This window comes from Curtobacterium sp. PhB128, assembly GCF_004340725.1.
Taxonomy (GTDB): Bacteria; Actinomycetota; Actinomycetes; order Actinomycetales; family Microbacteriaceae; genus Curtobacterium.
Genome location: NZ_SLUR01000005.1, coordinates 279,589 through 294,402, shown reverse-complemented (window position 1 = coordinate 294,402; position 14,814 = coordinate 279,589). Strand labels below are relative to the sequence as shown.

Sequence of the window (14,814 nt, the reverse complement as noted above, 5' to 3'; positions counted from 1 at the left end):
TAAGCCACCCCGCCGACGCACGGCCAGGCCGCGGCCGACGCAGGTGTCGGGATCGGTGGTTCGGGTCGGGGCGTCAGCCGCCGAAGGTGTGGGTCGTGACGAGCGCGACGATGATGACCGCGGCTGCGGCGACACCGACGGCGCCGACCGTGACACCGAGGATGAGCGGCGTGCGCGACTCCTTCGGCTTCGCGGCGGCGAGGACGACCTGGCGGGTCGAGGTGTGGCTGGACACCGCGCGGCTGGCGCGCACCGGGCTGGCGTCGGTCTCGGGCTGCTCGTCGTGCTGCTCGAGCAGGCGGTCGACCTCGGCACCGTCGATCGGTCGGTGCGACCCCGTGGAGGACAGCGACGCGGGCAGGTCGATGGACCCGGTGAGGATCACCTCGCCCGTCGCGTTCAGTGCTCCGGTCGGGTCGGCCAGGGCCGAGTTCGGCAGGATGATCGCGTTGGTGTCGGTGACCGCGATCCGGCGGGTGCCGGTCGAGTCGTCGTGCACCTCGGCGTCGTTCGAGCCGTGCGCCTGCTGCGACCAGTGCCCGACGGGCGGCTCGAAGGCCGTCGTCATCGGCTTCGGCTCGGCCGGCCGCTGGAAGGACGCGGGGACCTTCGGGGGCTCGGTCCGTGCGGGCTCCGGGATCGGGACCTCGTTGGTGTCGTCGTCCTCGGGGTCGAGGGACAACGGGAACACCGCCGGGGTCGACGGAGCACCGTCCGGGATCCCCGGGAGCGGCGTGGCCGTGGGGTGCTCGGGTGCGGCGGCGTCGACCGATGCGTCCGCATCGGCCGGCGTCTCGTCGGTACCCGTCTCGTGAGTGCCCGTCTCGTCGGTGTTCGTCTCGTCGGTGCGCGGCTGGTCGCTGGAAGCCTCTGCGGGGCTGTCGTCCGCGGCGGGGCTGTCGTCCGCGGCCCCGGCTTCGGGCTGTGCGTCGGAAGCGTCGTCGGCGGGCGGCGACCAGGTCGACCGGTGGCGCCGGGGCTCCTCGGCGTGCGCAGCGGCTTCGTCGAGCGGCTCGAGGGCGTCGGGCGACCCGTCCGCCTCGGTGGCCTGGGCGACCGCTGCCTCGTCGAGCACCGTGGGGGTCTCGGAACCGGACGGCTCGTCCGCGGCGCGCGGCGCCGAGGTCGGCTCGATGGTGTCGACCGAGCCGAGGACGTCCTCGACGGTGCGGTCGGAGGACTGCGGCGTGGGGTTCTGCAGCGGGACCGGCAGGACCGCCTGGTTCTCGGCGGCGCGCTGCTGGCGGATCTGGCGGCGGGTCAGACCACCGCTTCCGGGCACGATCTCGGTCGCCGAGGCGGGCGGGAACGGGGACACCCCGGCCGCGGGAACGGAGGTCACGGGCACGGAGGGCGCCGAGGCCGGCGTGCCCGTCGTCGCTGTCGCGGCGGACGCCGGAGCGGAGGACTGGGCCGGACCGCCGGGAGCGGGTGCCACGTGCGAACCGGGCCGAGGACGGGGTTCCGTCGACTCGGCGGGTGCGGCGACGGTCGGCGGCGGCGTCGCGGGCTGCGAACCGGCTGCTGCGGCACGCTCCCGCTCGCGCGCCTGGCGCCGCGACAGGGGCGGCTGCGCGTCGGACGAACTCATGCAACGCTCCGATACAGGTGGTGCTTGGAGATGTACTGGACGACCCCGTCGGGGACCAGGTACCAGACGGGGGAACCACGTCTCACCCGGTCGCGGCAGTCGGTCGACGAGATGGCCAGTGCGGGGACTTCGAGCAAGCTTACGTCTCGCTCGGGGAGTCCGCTGATGCTCAGGTCGTGTCCCGGACGCGTCACGGCGACGAAGTGCGCGAGGTCCCAGAGACCATCATGGTCTTTCCAGTCGACAATCTGCTGAACGGCGTCTGCGCCCGAGATGAAGACGAGCTGCGCGTCGGGCCGCTGTTCGTGCAGGTCGCGGAGCGTGTCGACCGTGTACGTCGGGCCGGGGCGGTCGATGTCGACGCGGCTCACCGTGAACATCGGGTTGGACGCGGTCGCGATGACCGTCATCAGGTAGCGGTGCTCGGCATCCGTGACGCCGGACTTCATGTACGGCTGACCGGTGGGGACGAACACGACCTCGTCCAGGTCGAACGCCCGAGCGACCTCGGACGCCGCGACGAGGTGACCGTGGTGGATGGGGTCGAACGTGCCGCCCATCACCCCGATGCGCGGTCGTCCGGTGCTCTCGAGCATCGGGTGCAGATCAGCTCTTGGTGTGACCGAACTCGTCGACACCCGTCTCGTGGTGGCGGGTGGCCTCGAACTTCTGCGAGTGGCGGTAGGCCACGTCGCGGAAGCTCCAGGTGACGAAGCCCAGGAAGATGAAGAACAGCGCGCCGACGAGCGGGAACACGAACGCCGGGGCCCCGGAGGCGTGCTCCGCAGCTTCTGCGAGGAAGGTCATCGTTCGGTGCTCCGTTCGGTCGGGGAAAGACGCCGTTCAGTCTAGCCGCGGATCTGGCCGTTCCCGCGCACGATCCACTTGGTGCTCGTGAGCTCCGGCAGCCCCATCGGGCCACGCGCGTGCAGCTTCTGCGTCGAGATGCCCACCTCGGCGCCGAAGCCGAACTCCCCGCCGTCGGTGAAGCGCGTCGACGCGTTCACCATCACGACCGCCGAGTCGACCGTCGCCAGGAACCGCTCGGCCGTGTCGACGTCGTTCGTGACGATCGACTCGGTGTGGTGGGTGGACCAGCGCGCGATGTGCGCCATCGCGGCGTCGACGTCCGGCACGACGCGGATCGACAGGTCGAGGTCCATCGACTCGGTCGCCCAGTCCTCGTCGGTGGCGCGCAGCACGCCCGGCACGATCGCCCGCGTGGCGTCGTCGCCACGCAGCGTGACACCGGAGGCGCGGAGCCGGTCCGCGAGCACGGGCAGCAGCCGCTCGGCCGCCTGCTCGTGCACCAGGAGGGTCTCGAGGGCGTTGCAGACGCTCGGCCGCTGCACCTTGCTGTTCAGGACGATGTCGACGGCGCGCTGCTCGGGCGCCGATGCGTCGAGGAACACGTGCACCACGCCGGCACCGGTCTCGATCACGGGGACCTGCGACTCGGTGACGACGGTCTGGATGAGCGAGGCGCTGCCGCGCGGGATGAGCACGTCGACCAGGCCGCGGGCGCGCATGAGCTCGGTGGCGCCGGCACGGCCGAACTCGTCGATGGTCTGCACGAGCTCGCGCGGCAGGCCGACCGACTCGACGGCGTCCTGGATGCGCGCCACGAGCACGGCGTTCGTCCGCTGGGCCGCCGAACCCCCGCGGAGCACGACCGCGTTGCCGGACTTCAGCGCGAGCGAGGCGATGTCGACCGTGACGTTCGGTCGTGCCTCGTAGATGGCGCCGACGACCCCGAACGGCACCCGCACCTGGGTGAGCTGCAGGCCGTTCGGCAGCGACGAGCCCCGCAGGTGCTCCCCCACCGGGTCCTGCAGGCCGACGACGTCCTCGACCGCGGTGGCCAGCGCCTCGACGCGTGCGGGGTCGAGCCGGAGGCGGTCGACGAGGCCGGAGGACAGACCGCTCTCCTCGCCCGCGACCAGGTCACCGTGGTTCGCGGCGACGATCTCGTCGGTGGCGGCGCGGACCCCGGCGGCGATCGCCACCAGGGCGGCGTCCTTGACCGCCGTCGTCGCGGTCGCCAGCGCCGACGAGGCGGTCCGGGCAGCCACGAGCGTGTCGGTCAGGGTCGGGGCGGGCGCGATCGACGACATGGAACGATTCTAGGTCCGCTCGTCGGCCCGTGACGGGCGTGACGGCGTCTCGCCGGCCGACCGGTCACGACACGTCGTCCTGCGCCACGCGAGCGGTCGCCGATCGTCGCTCCGCGCCGACCCCGTCGACCGGTCCCGACCGTTCGACGCGGTCCGTCGGTGCGTCGTGACCGCCTGGAGGCCCGGCAACGGTCCCCGGGACCCGCGCCGGGCCTCCAGGCGGTCGCGTTCACCACGCCGACCGGTCACGACACGTCGTCCGGCGCCACGCGAGCGGTCGCAGACCGTCGCTCCGCGACCCCCGCACCGACGGTCCCTGACCGGTCGGCGCCGTCCCAGCAGCGAGTCGTGACCGCTCCGGGCGCGGTCCGACCCGTGTCAGGGACGCGGCGCGGCGTGGAACCAGGTGCCGACGTGCTCGCCCGACAGGGCGCGGTCGACGAGGGCCGTGGCGGTCACCAGGACCGACGTGCCCGCCTCGGCCGCGAGCCGTGCAGCCGCGACCTTGGTGCCTGCTCCCCCGGTCCCCACGCCGGACTTGCCGACGGAGCCGAAGGTGACGCCCGCGAGCTCGTCGCCGAACGGTACCTCGTCGATGCGCTCGGCGCCGGGCTGCTCCGGCGGCTTCGTGTACAGGGCCTCGACGTCCGACAGCAGCACCAGCGCGTCGGCACCGAGCAACCGAGCCACCAGGGCGGCGAGCCGGTCGTTGTCGCCGAAGCGGATCTCGTGTGTGGCGACCGTGTCGTTCTCGTTCACGATCGGCAGCACCCGCAGGGCGAGCAGCCGGTCGATGGCGCGCTGCGCGTTGACCCGGTGCGTGGGGTTCTGCAGGTCGCCGGCGGTCAGCAGGATCTGCGCCGCGACGACCCGGTGCCGGTCGAGTTCCTTCTGGTACCGGAACATCAGGACGTTCTGGCCGGTGGCCGCGGCGGCCTGCTGCGTGGCGAGGTCGTCGGGACGGCCCTCGAGCCCGAGGAACGGGAACCCGGTCGCGATCGCACCGGACGACACGAGCACGACCTCGGTGCCACGGCCGTAGGCGCTGGCCAGGGCGTCCACCAGCGGACCGATCTGGCCGGCGGCGTCACCGCTGACCGAGGACGAGCCGACCTTGACCACGATCCGCCGCGCACGCGGGATGTCCTCTCGCCGGGTGACGGGTCCGAGGTCGGTGCGGGCGGTCGTGTCGGTCATGCCGCGGTCAGTCCTTCTGGTCGCTGGTCTCGAAGTCGCCGGTCTCGACGCCGGTCTCGGGGTCGCCGGTCTCGGGGTCGTCGCTGGTGACGACCTCGTCGTTCACCCAGAGACCGGAGACACGCTCCTGCTCGAGCTCGGCACGGGCGGCCGCCTTGGCGTCCATCCGCTCGAAGTACTCCTCGCGACGCTCGTTGCGGGTCGGACGCGAGGTCGCACCGATGCGGGCGTCGGTCCCGCGCGCGCTCGTGATGAGCTCCGCGGTGGACGTGAGCGTCGGCTCCCAGTCGAAGACCATGCCGCCGTCGCCACCGATCACGACGGTCGAGCCGGCCACCGCGCCGGCCTTGAACAGGCCGTCCTCGACGCCGAGCTTCGCGAGCCGATCGGCCAGGAAGCCGATCGCCTCCTCGTTGGTGAAGTCGGTCTGCTGGATCCAGCGCTCCGGCTTCGCGCCGCGGACGCGGAAGAAGCGGTGCTCCTCGCCGCCCTCGGCACGGACCGTGAAGCCCTGGTCGTTGACCGCACGGGGGCGGATGACGATGCGCTCGACGACGGGCTCGGCCGCGCGCTTGGCACGACCCTGCTCGACGACCTCGGCCAACGCGAAGGTCAGCTCACGCAGACCCTTGTGCGACGCCGTGGAGATCGGGAACACGCGGTAGCCACGGCCCTCGAGCTCGGCGGTGACGAACTCGGCGAGCTCGGCGGCGTCCGGCACGTCGATCTTGTTGAGCGCGATGAGCTGCGGACGCTCGAGCAGCGGCACCTGGCCCTCCGGAACCGGGTAACGCTCGAGCTCGCCGAGGATGACGTCGAGGTCGCTGATCGGGTCGCGGCCCGGGTCCATCGTCGCGCAGTCGATGACGTGCAGCAGGGCTTCGCAGCGCTCGACGTGCCGCAGGAACTCGAGGCCGAGGCCCTTGCCCTCCGACGCGCCCTCGATCAGCCCGGGGACGTCCGCGACCGTGAAGCGGCTCTCGCCCGACTCGACGACGCCGAGGTTCGGGGTGAGCGTGGTGAAGGGGTAGTCGGCGATCTTCGGCTTCGCGGCCGAGATCGCGGCGATGAGCGAGGACTTGCCGGCGCTCGGGAACCCGACGAGGGCGACGTCGGCGATGGTCTTCAGCTCGAGGCTGATGTCACCCGCCCAGCCCTCGGTGCCGAGGAGCGCGAAGCCGGGGGCCTTGCGCTTGGTGGTGGAGAGCGCCGCGTTGCCGAGGCCGCCCTGGCCACCGGGGGCCACGACGACGCGCGTGCCGGGCTCGGTCAGGTCGGCGATGACCTCGCCGGCCTCGTCGTACACGACGGTGCCGATCGGGAGCGGGAGCTCCTGGACCTCGCCGCTGACGCCGCTGCGGTGGTCGCCCATGCCCGGCTGACCGTTCTTGGACGAACGGTGCGGAGAGCGGTGGTAGCCGAGCAACGTGGTGACCTGCGGGTCGGCCACGAGCACGATGTCGCCGCCGTCACCGCCGTTGCCACCGTCGGGCCCGGCGAGGGGCTTGAACTTCTCACGGCGGACCGAGACGCAACCGTTGCCGCCCTTCCCCGCGCTGAGGTGCAGGGTCACGCGGTCGACGAAGGTCGCCATGGTTCCACTCCTGGAAGATCGTTGCGCCGACGGGGTCCGTCAGCGCGTTGTGCCGACGTGATCCGTCGGCGGGAAAAGCGAAGGAGGGGCGGGCACTCGGCCCGCCCCTCCCGCTGAAGCTGATCGTCGCGACTACGCGTTGACGATGTTGATGACCTTGCGGCCACCCTTGGTGCCGAACTCGACCGAACCGGCCGAGAGGGCGAACAGCGTGTCGTCGCCACCGCGGCCGACGTTGGCGCCCGGGTGGAAGTGGGTGCCACGCTGGCGGATGATGATCTCACCGGCGTTGACGACCTCGCCACCGAAGCGCTTCACGCCGAGGCGCTGAGCGTTCGAGTCACGACCGTTGCGAGTGGAACTCGCACCCTTCTTGTGTGCCATGAGCTGACTCCCTTACGCGATCTTGGTGATCTTGACGCGGGTCAGTTCAGCGCGGAAACCCTGGCGCTTCTTGTACCCGGTCTTGTTCTTGAACTTCTGGATGATGACCTTCGGACCGCGCAGGTCGTCGAGCACCTCGGCGGTGACGGTCACGTTGACGAGCTCGGAAGCCGCCGACGTGATCTTGTCACCGTCCACGAGGAGCACGGGGGCGAGGTCGATGTTGCCCTTGTCGTCCGCCTTGACACGGTCGACGGTCAGGATGGTGCCGACCTCGACCTTTTCCTGACGGCCGCCGGCGCGCACTACTGCGTAAACCACGTGGAAATCCTTACGTAACTCTGCTTGAGGGAAGTCTCGGGTGCCCACTTCTGCACGAGCGGCTCCCGGAAGGCCGGGCCCGATCGGCGACGCAGGCAGAACGGCCCGCTGACACCAGGGATCGAGAATACTCGATCCCCATGGGTCCGGTCAAACGGCGACACACGTACGATTGCACGGTGACCGTGTTGATCGACCCACCGACGTGGCCCGCTCACGACACTCTGTGGTCGCACCTCGTCAGTGATGAATCCTACGCGGAACTCCACGCGTTCGCTGCACGCGCCGGTGTGCCGCGTCGTGCGTTCGACCACGACCACTACGACGTGCCGCTCGCGAAGTACGACGAACTGGTCGCCGCGGGGGCCTCTGCGGTGTCCGGCCGGGAGCTCGTGCTGCGGCTCATCCGCAGCGGTCTGCGCGTGGCGCAGCGCGACAAGCGCGCCCACTGACTCGCCGCGCGTGCGTCCGGCACGCACGGTGCGAGGTTCCCGACTCGGTGCCGGGCACGCCGGCTCGCACGGCGTCCGGAACCTCGCACGGTGCGGACGGGAGGCCCGGCGCACCCCCGCCACGTCCGTCCTGTCGCATGGTGCGCGGCCGCGTCTCGGGCACGTGCGCACCGTGCGAGGTTGCCCACAGCGTGCGAGGTCGGCAGCACGGTGCGTCGCCAGAGGCTCGCACCGTGCCGCGGCCGCTGCACCGCCCGGTGAACCTCGCACGGTGCGGCGACAGGCGGACGCCGCACCGCGCAGGACCGTGCATGACCGCGGTCGCGGCTCGGGCACGTGCGCACCGTGCGAGGTTGCCCACATGGTGCGAGGTACGAAGGCCGCACCATGTGGTCAACCTCGCACCGTGCAGCGCCCACACGACCGCCCACACGACCGCACGAGCGACGAAGCGAGTTCAGCGCGGCGCTGGACCACCCCAGGGGGCTGCCGGCGGCTGCTGCTGGTCCGGACGGGGCTGTGCGCCGTACTGGCCGCCGTACTGCCCGTGGGGGTCCGGCTGGACCAGACCCTGTCCGTACGGGCCCTGCTGCGGCTGCTGCGGCCCCGGCTGCACGGTCGCGGGCGGGACGGCGTCGGCGGGCCGTACCGTCCCCGGCAGGCCGGACGTCGGCGCGGGGCCACGGTTCCGTCGCGGGCGCCCGAGCCACAGCCACGCCGCGGTCGCACTCGCCAGGAGCATCACCGTGAACGGCACGCCGTTGCGGAGCGGGTTCGTGACGACGTCGATCACGAGTCGGGAACCTCCCGAGGTGATCGCCCCGAACGCGCCCGTGAAGACACCGACGAGCGCGAGGGCGATCGTCCCGGCAGCCCCGGCGAGCACGGCGCGGAGCAGCACGGTCGGCAGCGGGCTGCGGCGGGCGATCGGGGTCAGGAACGCCAGCGCCAGGAACGCCCCCGCGTAGAACGGGAACGGCGCCAGGAACACCGAGGCGATGAAGCTGCCGACCAGGCTGGCACCCGCGCCGTAGTGCGCGAACGGGCTGACGACGAGGGACGTCCCGATGAGCCCGACGATGCCGGACACGAACTCGACCAGCACGAGGGACACCACGGCGATGAGCGCCCCGGCGGTGTTGTTCACCGAGGCGCCGGGCGCGAAGGCCCGACGCGGATCGGCCGGCGCACGGGGCGGTCGCGGCGGGGCGTAGGGCACCCCGGCAGTGGGCTGGACGCCGTGCGGCGGCTGCCCAACAGGCTGCCCGCCAGGTTGCCCACCGTACGGCGGCTGCCCACCAGGCTGCCCACCGTACGGCGGCGCGGAACCGCCGGCTCCCCCGGGTCCGGGCGGTGCGGGCTGCTGCCAGCCCGCACCGTAGTACCCACGATCCTGCTGCGGGTCACCGGGGTTCGTCACGCTCAGTTCCCCAGGATGACGGAGCCGTCGGTGTCCTCGCCGGATGCACTCTCGGTCGTGGCCGGCGCACTGATGCTCGGCGACGACACCCGGCGGGACCGCGAACGACCCTGACCCGGCTGCTTCGGCTCGGGCAACGCCTGGAGCACGGAGTCCAACAGCGACTCGGCGTCCGGGGCGACCTGGCGCGGCTCGCGCTTCGGGGCCGCGTTGAGCGGGATGTCCAGGATCGCGACCGTGTTGTCGGTCGGGGTCACCGTCGCGCTGGAGCTGACCCGACGGCGGGCCGGGGCCTTGGCCTTCGGTTCGGCGGCAGGAGCAGCAGCCTCGGCGACCGCCCGCTTCGGCGCAGCCTGCTTCGGCTCGTCGCGCTTCGGCTCGTCGCGCTTCGGCTCGACAGCGGCCTCCGCCTCGACTGCGACGGGCACCGACTCAGCGACCTCGGTGGCTTCGGTCGCGGCAGCGTTCGACTGCTCACCGCTCCGTCCACCACGGCCGCCACGGCGCCGACGCTTCGACCCGGTGGGCTGTTCGCCCGCTCCGGAGTCGTCGGACGCGGACGTCGCTGCGGGGACGTCAGCCGAGGCCGGTGCCTCCGCCGAGGTCGGCGAAGCCGGCGAGTCCTCGTGCGGGATCGTCGAGGCGGCGATCCGCGACAGCGCGCTCTTCACGTCGTCGGTGATCTGGTGCGCCTGGCTCGACTGCCCGTTCGACGAACCGGAACCCGAGCCACCGCCGGAGTTGCCCCCGCCGTTGCCGTGCCCGTTGCCACCGTTGCCGTTGCTGCCGTTGCCGTTGCCGCCGGCACCGCTGCGCCCCTTGCGACGCCCCTTGCTCGGGCCCGGGTCGGCGTTGTTGTCGTTGACCTTCGCGTTGACCTCGTCGAGCGACTCGCGCAGGCCGACGCCGATCTTCTTGCGGGTCATCTGCACGAGGCCGAGCGAGGTGACCTCGGCGACCTGGTGCTTCGTGCGGTCGCGGCTCAGGCACTCGATCAGGCGGCGGAGCACGAGGTCGCGGTTCTCCTCGAGCACCATGTCGATGAAGTCGACGACGATGATGCCGCCGATGTCGCGCAGGCGGAGCTGGCGGACGAGTTCCTCGGCGGCCTCGAGGTTGTTCTTCGTGACCGTCTCCTCGAGGTTGCCCCCGGAGCCGACGAACTTGCCCGTGTTGACGTCGACGACCGTCATGGCCTCGGTGCGGTCGATGACGAGCGAACCACCGGAGGGCAGCCAGACCTTGCGGTCGAGCGCCTTGTCGATCTGCTCGTTCAGGCGGTACTCCTCGAAGGAGTCCGGGCCCTCGTAGCGGACGACGCGGTCCTTCAGGTCGGGCGCGACGGCCGACAGGTACTCGTCGATGGTGCCGCCGGCGGCCTCGCCGTCGATGATGAGCTTCGTGAAGTCCTCGTTGAAGACGTCACGCACGATCTTGACGAGCAGGTCCGGCTCCGAGTGCAGCATCACCGGGGCCTGGCCACCGGCGACCTTCTTCTGGATGGCCTCCCACTGGCTGGTCAGGCGCTGGACGTCGCGGGTGAGCTGCTCCTCCGTCGCACCTTCGGCAGCGGTGCGCACGATGACGCCCGCGTGCTCCGGCAGGACCTCTTTCAGGATCTTCTTCAGGCGCGCACGCTCGGTGTCGGGCAGCTTGCGCGAGATCCCGTTCATCGAGCCGTTCGGCACGTAGACCAGGTAGCGACCGGGCAGCGAGACCTGGCTGGTCAGGCGGGCGCCCTTGTGGCCGACGGGGTCCTTCGTGACCTGGACCAGGACCTTGTCGCCCGGCTTGAGCGCGGCCTCGATGCGACGGCCGTGGCTGGTGTCGACCGAGTTCCAGTCGACCTCGCCGGCGTACAGCACGGCGTTGCGGCCGCGGCCGATGTCGACGAAGGCGGCCTCCATCGAGGGCAGGACGTTCTGCACCTTGCCGAGGTAGACGTTGCCGATCAGCGACACGTTCTCGGACTTGGTGATGTAGTGCTCGGCGAGGATGCCGTCCTCGAGCACGCCGATCTCGATGGTCGACGAGCTGGAGCGCACGATCATCTGGCGGTCGACGCTCTCGCGGCGGGCGAGGAACTCGTCCTCGCTCACGACCTGGCGGCGGCGTCCGGCGTCACGGCCGTCGCGGCGACGCTGCTTCTTCGCCTCGAGCCGGGTCGAGCCCTTGATGCGCTGCGGCTCGGTGATGAGCTCGGGTTCGCGGCGGCGGGGCTCCTGGTGGTCGCGCGGCTCGCGGGGCGCACGGGCCTCGCGGTCGGCGCTGCTCCCCCGACGACGCGAGCGTCGGCGGGATCCGCCCTGCTCCTCACGCTCGTCGGTGTCGTACCGGTCATCGCGGTCGAACCGGTCCTCCCGCTCCGAGCGCTCGGAGCGCTCGTAGCGGTCGTCTCGGTCGTCCTCGTCGCGTTCGTACCGCGCGGCACGGCGCGGCAGCTCCGGCAGGACGGGGGCGTGGAAGATCAGGCTGAGTGTGCTCGTCGCCTTCGGGACGAACGGCTCGGCTGGGGCGGCGGGTTCGCTCGCCTCGGCCGTCGGCTCGGTCTCGGTCGGACGGGAGGCACCACTCGGCTCCGCCACGTCGGCTGCGGGCTCGGTCGGCTCGGCCGTGACCACCGGCAGGTCGCCGGTCAGCGTGCTCACGTCGTCCGGCTCGGCGCTCTGCGCGGAGACGGCCTCGACCGCGACGGACACGGCTTCTGCCGGTGCCCCGTCCGCCGGTGCCCCGTCCCTCAGTGCGAGGGACTCGTCGACGGCCGGCACCTGCACGGCGTCGGCCGCGACCTGCTGGCCGGACGACCGGGCGCGGCGTCCGCCGAACAGGCGGGTCCGACGCTTCGGGGCGTTCTCGTCGTTGGTCGTGTTGTCGTTGTTCTGCTCCACCATGGACTGGCGCACTCCTCGGCCCCACTCGCACCCTTGTCAGGCGGCGGGAATTCTTTGGTTGTGGCGGTGGCGTCGACGCCCCGCGCTCGCTGTCTTCGTGATCGGTCTGCGTCAACTTCTCGTTGCGTCCGCTGCCGTTCCGGTCCGGGCACCCGGCCCGGGTCGGCTCGGCGTCGGAGTGACGCTGTCCCGACCACGGTGCGCTCTCACCGCACCTGATCGTCCGGACACTGCCCCGTGGGGCACTGCCCGGAAAGCTCTCTTCGGTCTGCGGTTGCCCGCACGACCTCCGGCCAGTATCGCACGCCGCTCCCGGAAAGGACCGGAAGCCACATGCGATGATGACGGCGTGAGCACGTCAGCGCCTGCCCCCCGTCGTCCGATCGCGATGGCCGTCTTCCTCTTGATCACCGGGTTCGTCGGCCTGTACGGGTCCTTCTCCCTGGTGCTCGACGAGTTCAAGAAGTACGCCGACCCCGACACGGTGCTCTCGTGCGACGTGAACCCGTTCATCAGCTGCTCGGACGTGATGGCGAGCTGGCAGGGCCACCTGTTCGGGTTCCCGAACCCACTGCTCGGCGTGATGGGCTTCGTGGCGCCGATCGCCGTCGCGGTGATGATGCTCGCGGGCTTCCGCAACGGTTCGCGGTGGTTCTGGATCGCGTTCAACGCCGGCGTGTTCCTGGCGTGGGTCTTCGTGACATGGCTCTTCACCCAGACCGTCTGGTTCATCGGCGCGCTGTGCCCGTGGTGCATGCTCGTGTGGTCGATGACGATCCCGATGTTCTGGGTGTTCACGATCTGGAACGCCGCGCAGGGCCGCTTCGGTGCCCGCACCCAGCGGGTCGGCCGGGCACTGCTCCCGTTCTGCTGGGCGTTCCCGCTGGCGAACTACCTGTTCATCGTCGTGACGATCATCATCAAGTTCCCGACCATCCTGACGGTCTTCTGATCCGCTGCTGGGCGTCCCCGATGCGGCGCCCATGACGCTTCGATGACGCGTCACCGAATTCCTGGGGGCTTCCCAGGCAGGACGCCCGATCGACCTCCGGGCAGCACCTACGCTCGATCTCGATGAGCGAGAACGAGAGCAAGAAGGTCCGTCGCGACGCCGCCCGAGAGCGCGCTCGCGAAGCCCGGGTGCAGGAGCAGGCGCGACGTCGCCGCAACAAGACGCTCGGGATCAGCGGCATCATCGTCGGCAGCCTGGCGGTCGTCGCCGTGGTCGTCCTGGTGATCGCGAACTCGGTGCAACCCGCGGGGCCCGGACCGCGCAACATGGCGAGCGACGGCATCCTGTTCACCGGCCAGAGCGGCGAGATCGTGCCCGTCGAGACGAAGGCGACACCCGACGGTGGGACCCCGACGGCGACGGAGCAGGACAACTCGGTGGCGAACATCACCGTGTACTCGGACTACATGTGCCCGTACTGCAACCAGTTCGAGACGGCGCAGATGGACCAGATCGAGCAGTGGGTGAAGGCCGGGTCCGCGACGCTCGAACTGCACCCGTTCAACCTGCTCGACCGGGTGTCGCTCGGGTCGAAGTACTCCACCCGCTCCGCCGCCGCGGCCGCCTGTGTGGCGAACTACGACCCCGACGCGTTCCTGGCGTACAACACGTCGCTCTACGAGAACCAGCCGTCCGAGAGCACCAAGGGCCTGACGAACGACGAGCTGGCGTCCCTGGCGAAGGACGCCGGCGCGACGAACAGCAAGGTCACCTCGTGCATCACCGGGCAGCACTTCGCCGGGTGGGTCGCCGACGCCACGAACCGGGTGATGAACGACCCGATCCCGAACTCGTCACTCGACAAGGTGACGAGCACCCCGACGATCATCGTGAACGGCAAGCAGTTCACCGGCTCCCTGACCGACACCGACGCCTTCGCGTCGTTCGTCGAGCAGAACGGCGGCGCCGCGTAGGCACGAGGCAGCGCGACGACGAAGGCCCCCGCTTCCGGATGGAAGCGGGGGCCTTCGCTCGTGCGGGTGGTGCTACTTCGCCGCGGCGTCGATCGCGGTGATGACCGTGCTGAGGTCGTCGAGACGCTTGCCGTTGACGACCACGGTCGGCGTGCCGAAGCCCTGCGTGCCCTGCAGCGCCTCGTCCGCGGTGACGAGCTTCGTGGACTTGGTCACCCAGCCCTTGAACTGCTCGGTCGACAGGCACTCGGAGACGTTCGACCCGGTCGCGCCGCCCGCCTTCACGAGCTTCGCGATCTCGGCGTTCGTCAGGCCCGAGGTGCCCTCGGTGGGCTGGTTGTCGAAGAACTGCGTCTGGACGTCCAGGAACTTGTCCGGCGCGTAGTTCGCGACGCACATCGCGGCGTTCGCGGCCCGGCTGGCGTAGCGCGAGCTCTGGTAGCTGCGGTCGAGGATCGACACCGGCTGGATGGCCAGCGTCGCGTCGCCCGACTTCACCTTGTCCAGGATCTGGTCGGCGTAGGCGGCCTCGAACTGCTTGCAGACCGGGCAGGCCCAGTCGACGTACTCGGTGACCGCGACCGCACCGTCGGTGTTCGACGTCGGGACTGCCGACGGGGTTCCCTTCGCGGTGACGGCCTTCGTGGTCACCGGGGTGACCTCGCCGCCCTCGCCGGTGAACTGGATCGCGCCGGTGGCCATGTTCTTCGGCCCGGCAGCGGACACGGCGGGCGCGTTGTTCACGTTCACCACGACGAGCGTGATGATCGCGGCGATCGCGATGATGCCCAGGCCGATACCGCCCTGCAGGAACCACTTGTTGCGGCGCTTGCGACGCTTCTCGGCGTCGGCGCGCTGGCGCGAGACCTCACGCGCGTGCTGGCGACGCTCGTTCTTGGTGGGTCGGTCGTTGTTCGTCACGAG

General features: G+C 71.0%; 14 protein-coding genes. 3 read left to right on the top strand and 11 right to left on the bottom strand.

From position 1 onward, the window contains the following. Nucleotides 1–73 precede the first annotated feature (73 nt). The 8 genes from EDF23_RS11200 to rplU all read right to left on the bottom strand — a co-directional run bounded on the left by EDF23_RS11200 (nucleotide 74) and on the right by rplU (nucleotide 7,201). Entirely contained in the window at nucleotides 74–1,591 is a 1,518-nt protein-coding gene (locus EDF23_RS11200) for a hypothetical protein (RefSeq protein WP_165901101.1), read from the bottom strand. Then, nucleotides 1,588–2,187 (bottom strand): nicotinate-nucleotide adenylyltransferase, encoded by a 600-nt coding sequence (nadD, locus tag EDF23_RS11190; protein WP_111084540.1) that lies wholly within the window; start codon nucleotides 2,185–2,187, stop codon nucleotides 1,588–1,590. Before nadD ends, EDF23_RS11200 begins: the two co-directional genes overlap by 4 nt. A gap of 10 nt (nucleotides 2,188–2,197) precedes the next feature. Further along, nucleotides 2,198–2,398: a hypothetical protein gene (locus EDF23_RS11185; RefSeq protein WP_123293955.1), complete on the bottom strand. Its 201-nt coding sequence runs from the start codon at nucleotides 2,396–2,398 to the stop codon at nucleotides 2,198–2,200. Between the two features lie 41 nt (nucleotides 2,399–2,439). Beyond that, nucleotides 2,440–3,705, bottom strand: coding sequence for a glutamate-5-semialdehyde dehydrogenase (locus EDF23_RS11180; RefSeq protein ID WP_123293956.1), 1,266 nt, complete (start codon nucleotides 3,703–3,705; stop codon nucleotides 2,440–2,442). Nucleotides 3,706–4,083: 378 nt separating this feature from the next. Next, nucleotides 4,084–4,902, bottom strand: coding sequence for a glutamate 5-kinase (proB, locus tag EDF23_RS11175; protein ID WP_228505024.1), 819 nt, complete (start codon nucleotides 4,900–4,902; stop codon nucleotides 4,084–4,086). Nucleotides 4,903–4,909: 7 nt separating this feature from the next. Then, nucleotides 4,910–6,496: a GTPase ObgE gene (gene obgE, locus EDF23_RS11170; RefSeq protein ID WP_131878560.1), complete on the bottom strand. Its 1,587-nt coding sequence runs from the start codon at nucleotides 6,494–6,496 to the stop codon at nucleotides 4,910–4,912. Between the two features lie 132 nt (nucleotides 6,497–6,628). Then, the gene (rpmA, locus tag EDF23_RS11165) at nucleotides 6,629–6,880 is read right to left on the bottom strand and encodes a 50S ribosomal protein L27 (RefSeq protein WP_071257351.1); all 252 of its coding nucleotides are present in this window, start codon (nucleotides 6,878–6,880) and stop codon (nucleotides 6,629–6,631) included. Between the two features lie 12 nt (nucleotides 6,881–6,892). Further along, nucleotides 6,893–7,201, bottom strand: a complete 309-nt coding sequence (gene rplU, locus EDF23_RS11160) for a 50S ribosomal protein L21 (protein WP_111084536.1) — start codon at nucleotides 7,199–7,201, stop codon at nucleotides 6,893–6,895. Nucleotides 7,202–7,380: 179 nt separating this feature from the next. Here rplU and EDF23_RS11155 point away from each other — a divergent pair, with 179 nt between their 5' ends. Then, nucleotides 7,381–7,653 carry a DUF4031 domain-containing protein gene (locus tag EDF23_RS11155; RefSeq protein WP_123313478.1) on the top strand — a complete coding sequence of 91 codons (273 nt, stop codon included), beginning with the start codon at nucleotides 7,381–7,383 and terminating at the stop codon, nucleotides 7,651–7,653. A 457-nt stretch (nucleotides 7,654–8,110) separates the two neighbouring features. Here EDF23_RS11155 and EDF23_RS11150 read toward each other — a convergent pair whose 3' ends face one another. Together EDF23_RS11150 and EDF23_RS11145 are read right to left on the bottom strand one after the other, a co-directional pair. Further along, nucleotides 8,111–9,073: a hypothetical protein gene (locus EDF23_RS11150; protein ID WP_131921676.1), complete on the bottom strand. Its 963-nt coding sequence runs from the start codon at nucleotides 9,071–9,073 to the stop codon at nucleotides 8,111–8,113. A 2-nt stretch (nucleotides 9,074–9,075) separates the two neighbouring features. Beyond that, nucleotides 9,076–11,964, bottom strand: coding sequence for an Rne/Rng family ribonuclease (locus tag EDF23_RS11145; RefSeq protein ID WP_131921675.1), 2,889 nt, complete (start codon nucleotides 11,962–11,964; stop codon nucleotides 9,076–9,078). A 349-nt stretch (nucleotides 11,965–12,313) separates the two neighbouring features. On the opposite strand from EDF23_RS11145, the gene EDF23_RS11140 reads away from it, so the two are divergent. Both EDF23_RS11140 and EDF23_RS11135 read left to right on the top strand, forming a co-directional pair. Further along, a complete protein-coding gene (locus EDF23_RS11140) occupies nucleotides 12,314–12,916 on the top strand; it encodes a vitamin K epoxide reductase family protein (protein ID WP_243648896.1) in 603 nt (200 codons plus the stop codon). Nucleotides 12,917–13,038: 122 nt separating this feature from the next. Beyond that, the gene (locus tag EDF23_RS11135; protein ID WP_131921674.1) at nucleotides 13,039–13,890 is read left to right on the top strand and encodes a thioredoxin domain-containing protein; all 852 of its coding nucleotides are present in this window, start codon (nucleotides 13,039–13,041) and stop codon (nucleotides 13,888–13,890) included. A 72-nt stretch (nucleotides 13,891–13,962) separates the two neighbouring features. Here the strand turns inward: EDF23_RS11135 and EDF23_RS11130 are convergent, their stop codons facing one another. Then, nucleotides 13,963–14,811: a thioredoxin domain-containing protein gene (locus tag EDF23_RS11130; RefSeq protein ID WP_123673367.1), complete on the bottom strand. Its 849-nt coding sequence runs from the start codon at nucleotides 14,809–14,811 to the stop codon at nucleotides 13,963–13,965. Between the last annotated feature and the right edge of the window lie 3 nt (nucleotides 14,812–14,814).